At 70.1% G+C, this 16598-nt stretch carries 16 protein-coding genes; 7 read left to right on the top strand and 9 right to left on the bottom strand.

Annotation, left to right across the window (positions count from 1 at the left end):
- Window positions 1-19: 19 nt before the first annotated feature.
- Together LSF15_RS17535 and phoH2 are read left to right on the top strand one after the other, a co-directional pair.
- Window positions 20-1141, top strand: a complete 1122-nt coding sequence (locus LSF15_RS17535; RefSeq protein ID WP_232499854.1) for an aminotransferase class V-fold PLP-dependent enzyme — start codon at window positions 20-22, stop codon at window positions 1139-1141.
- Window positions 1142-1427: 286 nt separating this feature from the next.
- Window positions 1428-2771 carry an RNA 5'-3' helicase PhoH2 gene (phoH2, locus tag LSF15_RS17530; RefSeq protein ID WP_232499954.1) on the top strand — a complete coding sequence of 448 codons (1344 nt, stop codon included), beginning with the start codon at window positions 1428-1430 and terminating at the stop codon, window positions 2769-2771.
- A 91-nt stretch (window positions 2772-2862) separates the two neighbouring features.
- On the opposite strand, the gene LSF15_RS17525 is transcribed toward phoH2, so the two are convergent.
- The 5 genes from LSF15_RS17525 to xseA all read right to left on the bottom strand — a co-directional run bounded on the left by LSF15_RS17525 (window position 2863) and on the right by xseA (window position 7166).
- A complete protein-coding gene (locus LSF15_RS17525; RefSeq protein WP_308188491.1) occupies window positions 2863-4275 on the bottom strand; it encodes a class II fumarate hydratase in 1413 nt (470 codons plus the stop codon).
- Window positions 4276-4353: 78 nt separating this feature from the next.
- Window positions 4354-5010 (bottom strand): carbonic anhydrase, encoded by a 657-nt coding sequence (locus tag LSF15_RS17520; protein WP_372460059.1) that lies wholly within the window; start codon window positions 5008-5010, stop codon window positions 4354-4356.
- 11 nt (window positions 5011-5021) lie between these two features.
- The gene (locus LSF15_RS17515; RefSeq protein WP_232499853.1) at window positions 5022-5663 is read right to left on the bottom strand and encodes a DUF4245 domain-containing protein; all 642 of its coding nucleotides are present in this window, start codon (window positions 5661-5663) and stop codon (window positions 5022-5024) included.
- Window positions 5663-5902, bottom strand: a complete 240-nt coding sequence (locus LSF15_RS17510; protein WP_232499852.1) for an exodeoxyribonuclease VII small subunit — start codon at window positions 5900-5902, stop codon at window positions 5663-5665. Before LSF15_RS17510 ends, LSF15_RS17515 begins: the two co-directional genes overlap by 1 nt.
- 10 nt (window positions 5903-5912) lie before the next feature.
- The gene (xseA, locus tag LSF15_RS17505) at window positions 5913-7166 is read right to left on the bottom strand and encodes an exodeoxyribonuclease VII large subunit (RefSeq protein ID WP_308188490.1); all 1254 of its coding nucleotides are present in this window, start codon (window positions 7164-7166) and stop codon (window positions 5913-5915) included.
- A gap of 87 nt (window positions 7167-7253) precedes the next feature.
- Here xseA and LSF15_RS17500 point away from each other — a divergent pair, with 87 nt between their 5' ends.
- Entirely contained in the window at window positions 7254-8297 is a 1044-nt protein-coding gene (locus LSF15_RS17500; protein ID WP_232499851.1) for a 4-hydroxy-3-methylbut-2-enyl diphosphate reductase, read from the top strand.
- Window positions 8298-8368: 71 nt separating this feature from the next.
- Here the strand turns inward: LSF15_RS17500 and LSF15_RS17495 are convergent, their stop codons facing one another.
- Both LSF15_RS17495 and fbaA read right to left on the bottom strand, forming a co-directional pair.
- On the bottom strand, window positions 8369-9001 hold the full coding sequence (locus tag LSF15_RS17495) for a DUF6264 family protein (RefSeq protein ID WP_232499850.1): 633 nt from the start codon (window positions 8999-9001) through the stop codon (window positions 8369-8371).
- Between the two features lie 8 nt (window positions 9002-9009).
- Window positions 9010-10041 carry a class II fructose-bisphosphate aldolase gene (fbaA, locus tag LSF15_RS17490; protein ID WP_232499849.1) on the bottom strand — a complete coding sequence of 344 codons (1032 nt, stop codon included), beginning with the start codon at window positions 10039-10041 and terminating at the stop codon, window positions 9010-9012.
- A gap of 89 nt (window positions 10042-10130) precedes the next feature.
- Between fbaA and LSF15_RS17485 the strand changes: the two genes are divergently transcribed.
- The 4 genes from LSF15_RS17485 to LSF15_RS17470 all read left to right on the top strand — a co-directional run bounded on the left by LSF15_RS17485 (window position 10131) and on the right by LSF15_RS17470 (window position 14210).
- Complete coding sequence (locus LSF15_RS17485) at window positions 10131-11075, top strand: fructose-bisphosphatase class II (RefSeq protein WP_232499848.1); 945 nt, start codon at window positions 10131-10133, stop codon at window positions 11073-11075.
- A 139-nt stretch (window positions 11076-11214) separates the two neighbouring features.
- Window positions 11215-12216 carry a class II fructose-bisphosphatase gene (glpX, locus tag LSF15_RS17480; protein ID WP_232499847.1) on the top strand — a complete coding sequence of 334 codons (1002 nt, stop codon included), beginning with the start codon at window positions 11215-11217 and terminating at the stop codon, window positions 12214-12216.
- A 46-nt stretch (window positions 12217-12262) separates the two neighbouring features.
- Window positions 12263-13618: an MFS transporter gene (locus LSF15_RS17475; RefSeq protein ID WP_232499846.1), complete on the top strand. Its 1356-nt coding sequence runs from the start codon at window positions 12263-12265 to the stop codon at window positions 13616-13618.
- 196 nt (window positions 13619-13814) lie between these two features.
- On the top strand, window positions 13815-14210 hold the full coding sequence (locus tag LSF15_RS17470) for a VOC family protein (protein ID WP_232499845.1): 396 nt from the start codon (window positions 13815-13817) through the stop codon (window positions 14208-14210).
- Between the two features lie 92 nt (window positions 14211-14302).
- Here LSF15_RS17470 and LSF15_RS17465 read toward each other — a convergent pair whose 3' ends face one another.
- Together LSF15_RS17465 and LSF15_RS17460 are read right to left on the bottom strand one after the other, a co-directional pair.
- A complete protein-coding gene (locus LSF15_RS17465) occupies window positions 14303-15742 on the bottom strand; it encodes a DNA recombination protein RmuC (RefSeq protein ID WP_232499844.1) in 1440 nt (479 codons plus the stop codon).
- Window positions 15743-15844: 102 nt separating this feature from the next.
- Window positions 15845-16462 carry a 3'-5' exonuclease gene (locus LSF15_RS17460; RefSeq protein WP_232499843.1) on the bottom strand — a complete coding sequence of 206 codons (618 nt, stop codon included), beginning with the start codon at window positions 16460-16462 and terminating at the stop codon, window positions 15845-15847.
- Window positions 16463-16598 lie beyond the last annotated feature (136 nt).

The following is a 16598-nucleotide window of genomic DNA, read 5'->3' as shown; positions in this document are numbered from 1 at the left end:
CGGAAGGGGGCACCCACACGTGACCACCATCGACGAGTTCATCGCCGCGTTCGCCGAAGAGCCGGGCTACCTCGATTACGGCCGGGTCGGCCCGCTCTCGACGGTCGCCGCCGAAGAGGCGCTCGCCTTCACCCAGGTGCTGCAGCGTGCCCGCCATGGCAGTCTCGACGTGTTCCTCGAGCAGGACGAGCGGGTTCGCGCCGCGGCATCCGAGGTGACCGGGTTCCCGGCCGGGCAGATCGTGTTCCAGCCGAACACGACGCAGGGAATCATGCACGCCATGTTCGGGCTCACGGGCGGGGTGCTGCTCTCGGCCGAGGAGTTCCCGAGCCTCACGATCGCAGCGGTGCGGGCGCAGGAGGCGCTCCACACCGTGCAGCCGGTCTGGCTCGAGACCGACCATGGCAAGGTGACGCCCGGGCAGATCCGCGAGCAGCTCGAACAGAACATCGAGGCGGTCGCGGTGAGCCTCGTCGACTCGCGCACCGGGTACCTGTGCGACATCGAGGGCATCAGGCAGGTGATCGGCGACCGGCTGCTCATCGTCGATGCGATCCAAGGGCTCGGCGTCGTCGACGCGCCGTGGGAGGCGGCCGACGTGGTGCTGAGCGGCGGCCAGAAGTGGTGTCGAGCCGGGTGGGGCACCGGCATCATGGCGTTGTCTGAGCGGGCGATCGAGCGACTGACGCCGGTGTTCTCGGGCTTCACCGGAACCGAGGAGGACGAGCCATGGGGGCACGTGCCCCCGCCGGCGCCCGACGCCCGCGCCTACCGCGTGTCGAATCCCGACCCCGTCGCCGAGGCCCGATTCGCGGCGAGCCTCGAAGAGATCGCCGACGTCGGCGTGCCCGCGATCAACGCCGTGGTCGCCGAACGCGTGAGCCGCGCGATCGAGCTCGCCGACGAGTACGCACTCGCCGTGGTCTCGTCGCGCGACGAGCAGGAGCGCGCCGGGATCGTCGTCCTCGAACCGCCCGCAGAGCAGGTCACCCTGCTCACCGCCTCGCTGCACAACCACGGGGTGACCGCGAGCACGAGACTCGGCCAGGTGCGGCTCTCGATCCACGCCGCCACATCTGAAGAGACGTTCGAGATGCTGCGCGGCGCGTTCGTGTCCTACGGCACGGCGGCATCGTACTGAGCCCCGCCGCGACATCCGCTCGCTGTCGCCTGCTCGCTCGCCCGCCTGCGTTCGCCGCCCCGGAGCGAGTGTTCGAGCAGGTGAACGGCAGATGACGTTTCGCGTGTCGCTGACACGGATGTCCGAAGTGCGTCGTAGCGTCTGAGACATCAGGCAAGGTGCCTGAACGAGTCGGCTCGTGAACCGCTCGTAGGAGGATTCGCCGGCCGGCGCGAGAGCCGAGCAGATGCTCGGGGCAGGAGCGGTCGTGGCTTCTCTGGAATCCTCCAAGTCCGTCGGTCGAAGCATGGGGCGCCGCAAGGCCGAGCCCGAAGCCTCGACGCCCGTGCACAACGCGCAGGCCGAGCGGACGTACGTGCTTGACACCTCGGTGCTCCTGTCGGACCCCCGGGCGCTGTTCAGGTTCGCGGAGCATGCGGTGGTGCTGCCGGTGGTCGTGATCACCGAGCTCGAGTCCAAGCGCAACGATCCCGAGATCGGGTACTTCGCGCGGCAATCCCTGCGCATCCTCGATGAGATGCGCATCGAGCACGAGCGACTCGATTTCCCGATCCCGGTGGGCGACGGCGGTTCGCTGCGGGTGGAGCTCAACCACTCGAGCCCGTCGGTGCTGCCCAGCGGGCTGCAGCTCGGCGACAACGACTCGCGCATCCTCGCTTGCGCCGCGAACCTCGCCAACGACGGCGTCGCCGTCACGGTCGTGTCGAAAGACCTGCCGCTGCGTGTGAAGGCCGCCTCGATCGGCCTCGACGCCCAGGAGTACCGCGCCGAGCTGGCGCTCGACTCCGGCTGGACCGGAATGAGCGAGCTCTCGCTCGGCTCGAACGACATGGCCAAGCTCTATGAGCACGAGGCGATGACCACGCCCGACGTCGAGGGCATGCCCGTGAACACCGGGCTCGTCATCCACTCCGAGCGCGGCTCGGCGCTCGGCCGGGTCGTGGGCGAGCGCGAGGTCAAGCTCGTACGCGGCGACCGCGACGTGTTCGGCGTGCACGGTCGCTCGGCCGAGCAGCGGCTCGCGATCGACCTGCTGCTCGACCCCGAAGTCGGCATCCTCTCGCTCGGAGGCCGCGCCGGCACCGGAAAGTCGGCCCTCGCGCTGTGCGCCGGACTCGAGATGGTGCTCGAGCGCCAGCAGCACAAGAAGATCATGGTGTTCCGCCCGCTCTACGCGGTCGGCGGCCAGGAGCTCGGCTACCTGCCGGGCGACCAGGGCGAGAAGATGAACCCCTGGGGGCAGGCGGTCTTCGACACGCTCGGTTCGGTCGTCTCCGACAACGTGCTCGAGGAAGTGGTCGACCGGGGCATCCTCGAGGTGCTGCCGCTCACGCACATCCGCGGTCGTTCGCTGCACGACGCGTTCGTGATCGTCGACGAGGCGCAGTCGCTCGAGCGCAACGTGCTGCTCACGGTGCTGAGCCGCATCGGCCAGAACTCGCGGGTCGTGCTGACCCACGACGTCGCGCAGCGCGACAACCTGCGCGTCGGACGCCACGACGGCATCGCGTCGGTCATCGAGACGCTGAAGGGGCATCCGCTGTTCGCCCACATCACGCTCACGCGGTCGGAGCGCTCGGCGATCGCCGCACTCGTCTCCGAGATGCTCGACGGCGCCGAGCTCACGTAGAGAGTCGCACAGGGGGCTGCGAACGCGTCACTTCGCGACGCGCACTCCGGCTGGGGAGTGTCGGAACGTCGTGAAGTGACGCGTTCGGCGATCAGGCCTGCGGCGGGCGCGTCATCGAGAGCAGGTCGAGGGCGGCATCGAGCTGCTCTTCGGTGAGCTCGCCGCGCTCGAGGTGTCCGAGTGCGATGACGGCCTCGCGCACGGTGACGCCCTCGGCCACCGAGTGCTTCGCGATCTTCGCGGCGGCCTCGTAGCCGATGAGCTTGTTCAGCGGGGTCACGATCGACGGCGACATGCCGGCGAGAGCCGACGTGCGCTCCTCGTTTGCCTGCAGGCCGTCGACGGTCTTGTCGGCGAGCACGCGCACCGCGTTTGAGAGCAGGCGGATCGACTCGAGCAGCGCAGTGCCCATCACCGGGATCTGCACGTTGAGCTCGAACGAGCCCGACGCCCCGGCCCACGCGATCGTCGCGTCGTTGCCGACCACGCGCGACGCGACCATGAGGACCGCCTCGGGCACGACCGGGTTGACCTTGCCGGGCATGATCGACGAGCCGGGCTGCAGGTCGGGGATGTAGAGCTCGCCGAGGCCGGTGTTGGGGCCGGAGCCCATCCAGCGGATGTCGTTGGCGATCTTGGTGAGACTCACGGCGATGGTGCGCAGCGCGCCCGACGCGTCGACGAGGCCGTCGCGGTTGGCCTGTGCCTCGAAGTGGTCGGCCGCCTCGGTGATCGGCAGCTCGGTCTCGCGCTGGAGCAGCTCGATGACGAGCTGCGGGAAGCCCGCGGGGGTGTTGATGCCGGTACCGACGGCGGTGCCGCCGAGCGGCACCTCGGCGACACGGGGGAGCGCCGAGCGCACGCGCTCGATGCCGAGTCGCATCTGGCGGGCGTAGCCGCCGAACTCCTGGCCCAGCGTGACCGGCGTCGCGTCCATGAGGTGGGTGCGACCCGCCTTGACCACGCCCGCCCACAGCTCGGCCTTGGCCTCGAGGGCGACGGCGAGGTGGTCGAGCGCGGGGATGAGCTCGTCGATCAGCGCCGCCGTGACGGCGATGTGCACCGACGTCGGGAACACGTCGTTCGACGACTGCGACGCGTTGACGTGGTCGTTGGGGTGCACGGCGCTGCCGAGCTTCGTGGTGGCGATCGTCGCCAGCACCTCGTTCATGTTCATGTTCGAGGAGGTGCCCGAGCCGGTCTGGTAGACGTCGACCGGGAAGTGCTCGGCGAAGTCGTGCGTGCCCGCGATGACCTCGTCGGCGGCGGTCTCGATGGCCCGCGCGATGTCTGCGTCGAGCACGCCGAGCTGCGCGTTGGCCTGCGCTGCGGCCTTCTTGATGCGGGCGAGCGCCTGGATCTGCTGAGGCTCGAGCCCCGAGCCGGAGATGGGGAAGTTCTCGACCGCGCGCTGCGTCTGCGCCCGGTAGAGCGCCGATGCGGGGACCCGCACCTCACCCATCGTGTCGTGCTCGATACGGTAGTCGGCGGCGTTGTCCACCACGGTGTGATCCCTTTCGATGTATGGCCGGATATCCCGGCCGAGGTCGCTCGCGCGGCCGTCGACGTCGACTGCTGACGATCAGACGTTGCCGACGATGATGTCGGTCTCGACGCGACCTTCGAAGAGTCGGTAGTTCGCGCCGACGATAGCCAGCGTACCCGCTGCGATCGCATCGCTGATCATCTCGGATGACTCGACGAGCTCGGTGACGGTGTTGCGCAGGTGCTCGCGGCCGACGAAGCCGACGTCGACATGATCGGTCTCGAGGGGGCCGTCTGGTGCACCTCCCGCGACCTTGCGAACAGCCGGCACGATCTTCTCGACGAGACCGGCGATGTGTGCCGGCAGCGGGTCGGCGTCGGCGGCCTGCGAGTCGACGGCGGCGCGCACTGCACCGCACCCGTCGTGGGCGAGCACGATGATGAGCGGCACGTGCAGCAGGCCGACGGCGTACTCGATGGAGCCGAGCGCGGAGGGCGTGACCACCTGACCGGCGTTGCGCACGACGAAGGCGTCGCCGAGGCCGACGTCGAAGATGATCTCGGCGGCGAGGCGCGAGTCGCTGCATCCGAAGATCGTCACGAGCGGGCGCTGGGTGGTGGCGAGCGAGGTGCGGCGGTCGATGTCTTGACGAGGGTGCAGCGGCGCGCCCGCCACGAAGCGCTCGTTGCCGCGGCGCAGTTCGCGCCACGTCGCGGCCGGAGTCTGCGGACGGTCGATCGGCTGCTCGGTCACGCGGTGCCCTCTCAGTTCTGCGCTTCGATGGTCGGCGTGAGCGCCGACGCGAGCGTCGTGAATTCCGCTTCGGATGCGGTGCCGAGCAGCACGAACACGGTGCCGCCCGCCTCGGTCGTGAGCGCGTAGCGGGCATTGCCGACGTCATCGCTCGACTCGCGGTTGTCGTAGACCGTGTACTCGATGCCGTCGATCGTGGTCGTGCCGGTCGCGAGGGTGCGCGAGAGCAGCCCGGCGACCCAGGTGGGGTTGGCCTCGACGCCCTGGTACATGCCGACGTACTCGTCGCTCGGAGTGAGGTAGCCGACGTACCACGCCGTGACGCCGTCGGCGGCGCTCGTACGGATCTCGGCGGCGTTCGAGCGCCAGCCCTCGGGCAGTTCGGGAACCGCGAGCGGGTCGTCGACCGCGACCTGGGCCTGCTGTGCGACGCCGGCCACGTCGATGTCGGGTTCGATGGGGGCATCGCTGCGCGGCACGATGAGCACGATGACGAGCACCAGGAGCAGAGTCGCGCCGAGGGCGAGTACGAGGTTCTTCACGGTCTGGCGCTGGCGGTGGTTGCGCGAGTTCTCGGCCTTGCGGGCGGCCGTCTCTTCGGGGGTCTCGGGACGGCCGAGTTCGGCGACGACCCGCGGTGGGCGCTGCGCCATCAGCCGGCGCCGCCTTCGGTCGACCGATGGGATGCCGCTGACGCACGGGCGGCATCGAGGCGGGCCTTGGCGCCGATGAGCCACTCTTCACATCGTGCGGCGAGCGCCTCGCCGCGCTCCCAGAGCGCGAGCGACTGCTCGAGTGTGGCGGACCCCTGCTCGAGCTCGCCCACGACGCGCACGAGTTCGTCTCGTGCCTGCTCGTAGCTGAGCTCGGCGATCTCGCTGGAGGGGGGCATGGGGACCATTCTAATTGGCTGACGCGGCCGGTTCGGCGCCGCCGACGGCGCCGTGCGCGGGCCCGGCGGACTCGGCGACGATCGCGCCGTCGGCGAGCGCGAGCGTGAAACGGGTGCCGACGGGCGCCTGGTCTGAAGCCCGCAGCACGTGGCCGTCGGGAAGTTGTGCGATCGAGTAGCCGCGATCGAGGGTCGCCTGCGGCGACAGCGCGCGCAGGTGCCCGCGCAGCTCGCCCACACGGGCATCGGCACGCTCGAGCGAACGCTCGACCAGTTCGACGCCCCGCGACACCCATCGCGTGAGCTCTTCGGCCCGACGGTCGACGATCCACGAGCCGTCGGCCAACGCCGGGCGCGATCGCAGGTGTGCGATGCGGTCGATCTCGTGGGAGAGCTGATGCTGCAGGCGCATGCTCAGCCGGGCTCGCGCCTGACCGACGCGCACGAGTTCTTCGCCCACGTCGGGCACCACCCGCTTGGCCGCGTCGGTCGGGGTCGAGGCGCGCAGGTCGGCGACCTCGTCGAGCAAGGGCCGGTCGGCCTCGTGGCCGATCGCCGAGACGACCGGCGTCGAGGCCGCGGCGACGGCCCGCACGAGACGCTCGTCGCTGAACCCGAGCAGGTTCTGGAAGTCGCCGCCGCCGCGCGCGATGATGATGACCTCGACCTCGGGGTCGGCGTCGAGGCGCGCCAGCGCCGAGACCACCTCGGGCACCGCGCGGTCGCCCTGCACGGCCGCGTGCGCGACCCGGAACTCGACCGACGGCCATCGAAGGCGGGCGTTGCGCAGCACATCGTGCTCGGCGTCGCTGTCTTTGCCGGTGATGAGGCCGACGACACCCGGCAGGAACGGCAGCCTCTGCTTGCGAGCCGGGTCGAACAGTCCCTCGCCGGCGAGCTGCGTGCGCAGGCGCTCGAGGCGCTCGAGCAGGTCGCCGATGCCGACGTGCTTGAGCTCGTAGACCTGCATCGAGAGCGAGCCGCCCTTGACCCACCAGTTGACCTTCACGAGGGCGACGACGCGGTCACCCTGCTTGAACTGCTCGGTGAAGCGTGCGCGCACCGACGACCAGACCTGGAACGACACGGTCGCGTCGGCGTCGAGATCTTTCAGCTTGCCGTAGACGTTGCCCGCCGAGACTCCCCACTGCGTGATCTCGCCCTCGACCCACACGGTGCCGAGCCGGTCGAGGTATTGCTTGATCTTGCCCGAGAGGACCGCGACGGGCCACGGCGCCTCGCGGGTCGCCGGTGCATCGGTCACTCTGGCCTCCCAGCCGCCCGCCGATCTCAGCCGCGTAGGATGGACACCGTGACGAGCATGACGGATACCCCGCGAATCGGCCTCGGTATGCCCAGAGTCCCGGGCGTGCGCGGCCGGCTCAAGGATATCCCCGTCCCCGGACACAAGCGCGTGCTGCTGGCTGCGCCGCGCGGCTACTGCGCCGGCGTCGACCGCGCCGTGATCGCCGTCGAGAAGGCCCTCGAGCACTACGGCGCACCGGTCTACGTGCGCAAGCAGATCGTGCACAACATCCACGTCGTGAACGAGCTCGAGGCCATGGGCGCGATCTTCGTCGACGAGGTCGACGAGGTACCCGCGGGCGCCCACATCGTGTTCAGCGCGCACGGCGTCTCGCCGGCGGTCGTGAACGCGGCATCCGATCGTGGACTGCACGCGATCGACGCGACGTGCCCGCTCGTCACCAAGGTGCACCGCGAGGCCGTGCGGTTCGCGCGCGACGATTTCGAGATCCTGCTCATCGGCCACGAAGGACACGAAGAGGTCGAGGGCACCGCGGGCGAAGCGCCCGACCACGTGACGCTCGTCGGCAGCCCCGACGAGGTCGCCGACATCGAGGTGCGCGACCCAGACAAGGTCGTGTGGCTCTCGCAGACCACCCTGAGCGTCGACGAGACCATGGAGACCGTGCGCCGGCTGCGCGAGCGGTTCCCGAACCTGCAGGACCCGCCGAGCGACGACATCTGCTACGCCACCCAGAACCGCCAGGTCGCGATCAAGAAGGTCGCCCGCGACGCCGACCTCGTGATCGTCGTCGGCTCGGCGAACAGCTCGAACAGCGTGCGCCTCGTCGAGGTCGCGCTCGAGTACGGCGCAAAGGCCGCCTACCGGGTCGACTACGCGAGCGAGGTCAAGCAGGAGTGGCTCGACGGCGTCGAGACCGTCGGCGTCACGAGCGGCGCCTCGGTACCCGAAGAACTCGTGAGAGAACTGCTGCTCGCCCTCAGCGACGCCGGGTACGGCGATGTCGCCGAGGTGAAGACCGCAGAGGAAGACCTGATGTTCTCGCTGCCGAAAGAGCTGCGCAAGGATCTCGCGGGCAACCGCGACGAGCGGGCGCTCGGCGGTCGCAACCGGTCGGCGCCGAACTGACGCGACGGCCCCGACCGCGCTGACGGTCTCGTGACGCCCGCGGTTTCGTGACGCCTAGGGTTTCGTGACGCCTAGGGGGTGAGCGAACTCAGGAAGTCGGGATCGCTCGCGATGATCAGGCTGCTCGTGATGACGACCGCGACGAATGCCACGGCGCCCGCGACGAGCGGGATCCACCAGGCGAGACGACCCGCCCGCATGCGCACGATCGACCAGCGCGCGGCGCCGAGCCACAGCAGCACCTGCACGGCGATGCCGATCGCGATGATCGTCGGCACGGCGGGGCCTGGGGTGAACGAGGTCGCCGGATCGAGGCCGAGCATCGCCGCCGAGAGCTGCATCGACTCGAGCAGGTTCTGCGGCAGGAGCGCGAGCGACGCACTGTTGTAGATGACGCCGGCGACACCGAGTGCGAGCAGGGCGATGGTCCAGACCCGATCGACGGGGCGGCGGGCCGGCGTTGCATCTGTCGCGATGGGGGCCGAAGCGGCGGCTGGCACGGCGGGCGGCTCATCGGACTGCTGCGGCGCTGCGGGCGGCTGCCACGTCCACCCCTCGGGGGCGTATTCGCCGTATTGGGGACGAGGCCGCTCGTCGCGGCTCGCGGTGGGCTCGGCGGTTCCGGACCCCGGCCCGGGGGCGCGTGCGCCACCGTCACCCGCCCCGGCGTCTGCGGAGTTGCGAGCGACCTCGTCCTGTGACATCTGTCGCCCTACGCGGTGATCGACTGGCCGGCCGAGCCCAGCTGCCGGGTCGACTCGCCGACGCGCACGGCCATCGCCGACTCGGCGACCTTGCCCCATGCGCGTGGGTCGTACTGCTTCTTGTTGCCGACCGAGCCGTCGACCTTCAGCACGCCGTCGTAGTTCTGGAACATGTATCCGGCGATCGACCGGGTGAACGCGTACTGCGTGTCGGTGTCGATGTTCATCTTCACGACGCCGTTCGCGACCGCCTCGGCGATCTCGGCGTCGGTCGAACCCGATCCGCCGTGGAAGACGAGGTCGAGTGGCTTCTCGCCGGTGCGGTACTTCGCAGCGAGTCCGTCTTGGATCTCTTTGAGGAGCGCGGGGCGCAGCTTCACGTTGCCGGGTGCGTAGACGCCGTGCACGTTGCCGAAGGTGAGGGCGGCCATGTACCGGCCCTGCTCGCCGAATCCGAGCGCCTCGACGGTCGCGATGGCGTCTTCGAGGGTCGTGTAGAGCGCCTCGTTCGAGCCCTCGTGCTTCACGCCGTCCTCTTCGCCGCCGACCACGCCGATCTCGACCTCGAGGATCGCGTTGATCGCCTTCATGCGGGGGAGGATCTCGCGGGCGACCTCGAGGTTCTCGTCGAGCGGCACTGCCGAGCCGTCCCACATGTGGGACTGGAAGATCGGGTTGCGGCCCGCCTTGACCTCGGCCTCGGAGGCCTCGATGAGCGGGAACACGAAGTCGGCGAGGGCCGGCTTCGGGCAGTGGTCGGTGTGCAGCGCGACCGTGATCGGGTACGACTTCGCGACCTCGTGCGCGAAGCGCGCGAACGCGAGGGCGCCGGCGGCGCGGGCCTTCACGGTGTGGCCGGCGAAGTAGTCGGCGCCGCCCGTGGTGACCTGGATGATGCCGTCGGAACCCGCCTCGGTGAGGCCCTGCAGCACCGCGTTGAGGGTCTGCGAGGAGGAGACGTTGAACGCGGGGAACGCGAAGCCCTTCGCCTTCGCGGTGTCCAGCATCTCGGCGTACTGCTCGGGGGTGGCGATGGGCATGGTGCTCCTTCGGAAGTCTGTTGGGTTCTGAACGAGTCTACTGAGTTGCCGAGCGAGGCTCACGATGGGGGCTGCGCCATGATGGTGCCATGGTGCACGATCCACTCGATCTCGCCGCGTCGGGCCTCGCCGACGGGCTCGTCGCGGCCGCGGTCGACGCCGCGCTCGCCGCAGCGCCGCTCGTCGGTTCGGGTCGCGGCGACGACATCGACGGGCTCGCCGTTCGTGCACTCCGTGCGGCGCTCGCCGGCCTCGAGGTCGACGGCATCGTGGTCGTCGGTGAGGGCGAGAAGGACGAAGCCCCCATGCTCTTCGTCGGCGAGCGCTTCGGCACCGGTGCGGGCCCCGCGGTCGACCTCGCCGTCGATCCCGTCGACGGCACGCGGCTCGCGGCGGCCGGCCGTCCGGGCGCGATGGCGGTCATGGCCGTGGCCCCGCGCGGCGCGCTCGCCTCGCTGGGTGCGGCCCACTACATGGAGAAGGTCGTGACCTGGGTGCCGGATGTCCCGGCCGGCGCCTCGATCGCCGAGCTCGTCGGTCACGTGGCCGCGGCCCGCGGTGTCGCTGCCGCCGAGGTGCGGGTCGCCGTGCAGGATCGGCCGCGCAACGAGCGGTTCGTCGCCGAGGCTCGGGCGGCAGGGGCATCCGTCGAGCTCTTCGAACACGGCGACGTCGAACGGTCGATCCGCGCCGCGCGGCGGGGTGGCGGCCTCGACCTCGTCGCCGGTATCGGCGGCGCGCCCGAGGGGGTGCTCACCGCGGCGGCGGTGCGCGCGCTCGGCGGGTCGATGCACGCACGACTCGCACCGCAGTCGTCGGCCGAGGCGTCGCGGATCGGGGCGGCGGGGCTGTCGCAGGCCCGACTGTTCGGCCTCGACGCGCTGTGCGGCGCCGACGCGTGGCTGTTCGTCGCGGCCGTGACTCCGTGCTCGTTGGGACCGGGTGCCGAACTGGCGCCGGGGGAGTCGTGGCGCGTCGGTCCCGGCGATCCCGGAACTCGGCGGGCGGCCCAGGGTGACCGATCGAATCCTTAAGATTCGACGATCTTTCATCGCCTCGACGGTGAAATCCTGTACCGATCGTCGGCCGCCTGCCTAGGCTTGAACCGGGCGATCGCCCACTCAGCCCGACCTCGGCGAGGTCGATCACACACGCGTCCCGGAGGACCCCTCGATGGTGAGCACCGACACCGAAACCCTCTTCCTGCACCCCGATCGCAACATCGCGCTCGAGCTCGTGCGGGCGACCGAGGCCGCCGCGATCCGCTCGTACCCGTGGATCGGGCGCGGCGACAAGCTCGGCGCCGACGGTGCCGCGGTCGACGCGATGCGCGCGTTCCTCGGCACGGTGAACTTCGACGGCGTCGTCGTCATCGGCGAGGGCGAGAAAGACGAAGCTCCCATGCTCTTCAACGGCGAGCGCGTCGGCAACGGGCGCGGCCCGGCCTGCGACATCGCCGTCGACCCCATCGACGGCACGTCGCTCACGGCCGCGGGCCGCCAGAACGCACTGTCGGTGATCGCGGTCGCCGACCGTGGCACGATGCTCGATGCGTCGTCGGTCTTCTACATGGACAAGATCGTCACGGATGCCGCGGGCATCGGCGTCGTCGACATCCGCAAGCCCATCGGGGAGAACCTCCGGGCGCTCGCCGCGGCGAAGGGCAAAGACGTGGGCGAACTGCGCGTCGCGGTGCTGAACCGCCCGCGTCACGAGCAGCTGATCGCGGACATCCGCGCGGCCGGCGCCGGCACCCGACTGATCAGCGACGGCGATGTCGCCGGCGGCATCAACGCCGCCCGCTACGAGTCGCGCATCGACATGTGCGTCGGCATCGGCGGCAGCCCCGAGGGCATCACCACGGCATGCGCGATCAAGGCGCTCGGCGGGTTCATGCAGGGGCGCCTTGCGCCCGGCGACGCCGCCGAGCGCGAGCGCGGCGAGGCGGCCGGCCTCGACTGCGACAAGGTGTACGAGCTCGATGAGCTCGTTCGCGGCGACAACACGTTCTTCGTGGCGACCGGGGTGACCGACGGCGAACTCGTCGACGGCGTGCGCAAGAAGGGTCCGATCATCCGCACCGAGTCGATCGTGCTGCGCGGACGGTCGGGCACGATCCGGCGCGTCCGGGCCGACCACCTCGTCGAGAAATGGCTCGACGCAGCCGACCGATGACCTGATCTCGCGGGCGGATGTCGGTGGCTCGGGGCACAATGTACCGATGACCGACGCCAGTCGTCTTCCGCGCGCGCTCCGCCCGTTCTCATCGGGCCAGTACCGCCTGCTGGTGGCGGCGCTCTCGGCGTCGTTGCTGTCGGCGGGCGCCTGGCTCGTCGCCGCCGTGTGGCAGGTCGTCGAACTGGGCGGGTCACCGATCGATCTCTCGTACGTCGCGGTGGGAGCGAGTCTGGGGCTCGTGCTCGCCGTGCTGTTCGGCGGCGTCGCAGCCGACCGCATTCCTCAGCGATACATCCTGCTCGTGGTCGAGATCGTGCGCGGAGTGACGTTCGCCGTCGCCGCGGTGCTGGCGGCCTCGGGCGTCATCGAGGTCTGGCATCTCGCGGTGCTCTCGTTCGTGCTCGGCGTCGCCGACGGGTTCTTCTATCCCGCATACTCGGCGTGGTTGCCGGCGATCCTCCCACCTGAGCAGTTGCTCGCGGCCAACGGCGTCGAAGGGGTGCTGCGGCCGGCGGTCATGCAGGCCGCAGGTCCCGCGCTCGCGAGTGCGCTCATCGCGGTGCAGGCGCCATGGCTCGCGTTCGCGGTCGTCGCGGTGCTGCAGGGCGCGGCTGCGGCGGTGCTCGTGGTCATGCGCACCACTGCGGTGCGCCGCGATCCCGACGAGGTCGTCGTGCACCCGGTGCGGCAGTCGTTCATCGATATGCGCGACGGGTTCCGCTACCTCCTGCAGACGCGGTGGCTGTTCGCGACGCTGGTCTTCTCGATCGTCCTCGTGTTCCTCATCATGGGGCCCATCGAGGTGCTGTTGCCATTCGCCGTGAAAGACCAGACCGGCGGCGGGGCGGGTGCATTCGCGCTCGCGCTCGCGGCGTTCGGCGTGGGTGGCGCGGTCGGTTCGCTCACCGTGGCGTCGGTTCGCATCCCACGGCGATACCTGACGCTCATGATCCTCGCGTGGGGGTTCGGCTGCGTACCGCTCGCCATCATCGGGCTGACGTCGTGGCTCTGGGTCATGGTCATCGCGCTCTTCATCGTCGGCGTGCTGTTCGACGGGGCGCAGGTGGTGTGGGGCACGCTGCTGCAGCGCCGGGTGCCCCCGTCGATGCTCGGGCGGGTCTCGAGCCTCGACTTCTTCGTGTCGCTCGCGCTCATGCCCATCTCGATGGCCGTCGCCGGGCCGGTCGGCGAAGCGATCGGGCTCGTGCCCGCGTTCCTCATCGCGGGCCTCGTACCCCCGTTCCTCGCGCTCGCGACGCTGGCGCTGGCACGCCTCGGCGAAGACGAGCTCGCGCATCCGCTCGAGGCCGACCCCGACGCGACGATCGTGACCGGCGCCGAGGCCGCGGCCGGCTTCGAGCCACCGGTCGACGAGGTGCATCCGCGTTCCGAGTCGTAATCCGCTTCGGCGCCGAGCCGTAACGCAGGATGGGCGAGTCGCCAAGCAGCTGGGGTGTGGTGGTGCGCCTGTGATCCTGTGTGGTGAACGGGATGCTGCCCCAAGGTGTCGGCTGGTCGTCACCGTCGTACGCCGTCGAGCCCTCGACGTCGGTGCGTCGGGGTGGGAGTCTTGGCGGGAGTGAAGGAGGAACCAGATGGTCAGCATTCGAGATGCATTCCCCGGGTTCAGCGTCGACGACATCGAGGCGGCACGCGAGTTCTACGACACGAAGCTCGGGCTTCCCGTGAGTGATGAACCGATGGCCGGCGCCCTGCAGCTGACCCTGCCGTCGGGGCAGGCGGTGTTCATCTACCCGAAGCCCGATCACGTGCCGGCGACGTTCACGATCTTCAACCTCGTCGTCGAGGACATCGATCGGGCGGTCGACGAGCTCAACGAAGCGGGCGTCGTTACGAAGATCTACGAGGCGCCCGATGACTACGGCACCGACGAACGGGGCGTCGCTCGCGGCAGCCAGAGCGGTCAGGGACCTGACATCGCGTGGTTCCGCGACCCCGCGGGAAACGTGCTGAGCGTGCTCGCCACATGACGGGGCGGTGCTGCCGCACGGTCGGTTGCACCGGGGGATCGGTTGTGCGGCAGCGGATCGCCGGCTGTGACGGTCGGCCGTCGCGGGCCGGCTCAGATCGAGGAGCGGATCTCGGGGTCGATGTCGGCGATGAGGTATTCGTGTTCGGTGAGCGCCTCGACGGTCTGCGGCGCTTCGATCTCGGCCGGTGATTCAGCCGGGTTCGCCGTCGTGAACTCGTATGCGGTCAATTCGCGGGGGCTCTCCTCGATTCCCTCGAGCGTCGCGAGCACCTTCGTCTCATCGAGCGCCTTGAGCTTGCGCGCGGTGGGCAGCACGCGTGATTCGAGTGACCCGACGAATGCGTTGTAGTCCTTCACGCTCCGCTCGATCGTGCGACCGAGCTTCTCGATCTGGCCCGCGGTCGTGGCGAGGCGCGCGTACAGCTCACGGCTGAGGTCGAAAAGCGTCTTCGCCTCTTTCGTGAGGACGTCTTGCTGCCAGCTGAAGGCGACGGTCTTCAGCACCGACCACAGGGTGACGGGTGACGCCAGGGCGACGCGCTTCGAGAAGGCGAACTCGAGCAGGGAGGGGTCGGCCTCGAGGGCGCTCGAGACCAACGACTCGCTCGGAATGAACGCGATGACCATCTCGGGGGAGGCCCCGAGGCCTTCCCAGTAGGTCTTGCTGCCGAGCGCGACGATGTGATCGCGAACGGCCTTCACGTGACCCTTCATGAGCTTCTCGCGCTGGGCGCCGTCGGCGCCCGACGCGGTGGCCGGGATCTGGCTGGCCTCGAGGTAGGCGTTGAACGGCACCTTGGCGTCGACGGCGATGTTCTTGCCGCCGGGCAGGTGGATGACCATGTCGGGCCGACCGGCACCGGAGTCGGTGGTGATCGAACGCTGGGTGTCGAAGTCGACCCGCTCGAGAAGTCCGGCGGCCTCGACCACGCTGCGCAACTGGGTCTCGCCCCACACGCCGCGCGTGCTGTTGGAGCGCAGGGCGGACGCCAGGGACTCGGCCGTCGAGCGCAGTCGCTCTTCGTTCTCGGCGGCGATCTTCAGCTGCTGGCTGAGTTCTCCGTGCTGCTGATGCCGCTGGGTCTCGAGTGCGGTGACCTTGGACTGCATGTCGGTCAGGGTCTGCTTCACGGGGGCGAGGGCCTGCAGCACCTTGCTGTCGGCGGCCTCGCGGGCCTCACGCTCGCGTTGCTCGACGCGCTGGCGTTCGACGATCTCGCGGTATTGCGCCCGCGCCGCCTCGATCTGCTCGCGCAGCCCTGCGGCCGTCGCCTCGACCGCCGCGAGTTCGGCGCCGAGTGCGGCCTGCCTGGACCGCTCGTCGGCGAGGGCACGCGAGAGCTGCGCCTCGCCCGCGGCGCGCAGCTCGGTGAGCGCCTGCTGGTGACGCGCTTCGATGAGCGCCGGGTCTTCGCCGGCTGCCGGTTCGCTGGAACCGGCCGCGGCGCGCCGCTGGGCGAGGAACCAGGTGCCGAGCACGCCGAGCGCGACGCCCACGATGAGGCCGATGACGAGCAGCAGGATCTCCATGTCATCGAGTGTCGCAGCGGCCGCCGACATCGGAGGGTTGGCCGCCGGAGGGTCTCGAGACGGGCGCTCCTCCGTCGCGTCCCACTCGACCGACCGGGGCGGCTACTGCAGGGCCATCGGGCCGTGCGCGGCTCGGTCGTCGCGAACGGCGACCGGCCCGATCGCCCCGAGCCGCACGCGTGTGATGTGCGCGAGCTGCTCGATGTCGCCCGCCTCGTGTCGCGCGGCCGCGTGCACGATGATCGCCGCGCACGCCTCGGCGTCGGCGAGCGCGTCGTGGTGCGAGAAGTCCTCGAAGCCGGCCGCCATCGCCGCGACGGGCAGCCGGTAGGAGTCGAGGTGGTACGTGCGCCTCGCGACCTGCAGGCTGCACAGCGAGCGGTAGTCGGGCACGGCGATGCCCAGGGCCTCGGAGGACTTCACGATGACGCCCATGTCGAACCCGGCGTTGTGGGCGACCAGCACGTCGTCGCCCGCGAACTCGCGCAGCCCTGCGACGCGCGTGCCCCAGCCCGGCGCATCCGCCACCATCGCCGGCGTGATGCCGTGGATGCGCACGTTCCACTCGGAGAACTCGTCGTGCGGGAAGGGTGGCCGGATGTACCAGTGCACGCGATCGACGACCCGGCCGTCGCGCACCTTGACGAGGCCCACCGAGCAGGCGGAGGCGCCAGAGGAGTTGGCGGTTTCGAAGTCGATCGCGGTGAAGTCCACTGGCACGCACGTATCGTCGCACGGCGGTCGGACACGGCCCGGTTGCCCGGCGGCGGGTCTCGATACGCGACTTCGTCGCTACTCGACCGACGATCGGCTGCAACTTCGCTGCCCGGCGGCGGGTCTCGATACGCGACTTCGT

The organism is Agromyces humatus, from assembly GCF_021228295.1.
Lineage (GTDB): Bacteria > Actinomycetota > Actinomycetes > Actinomycetales > Microbacteriaceae > Agromyces > Agromyces humatus.
Note: the sequence above shows the minus strand (reverse complement) of the source record. Positions and strands in the feature narration are given on the sequence as shown.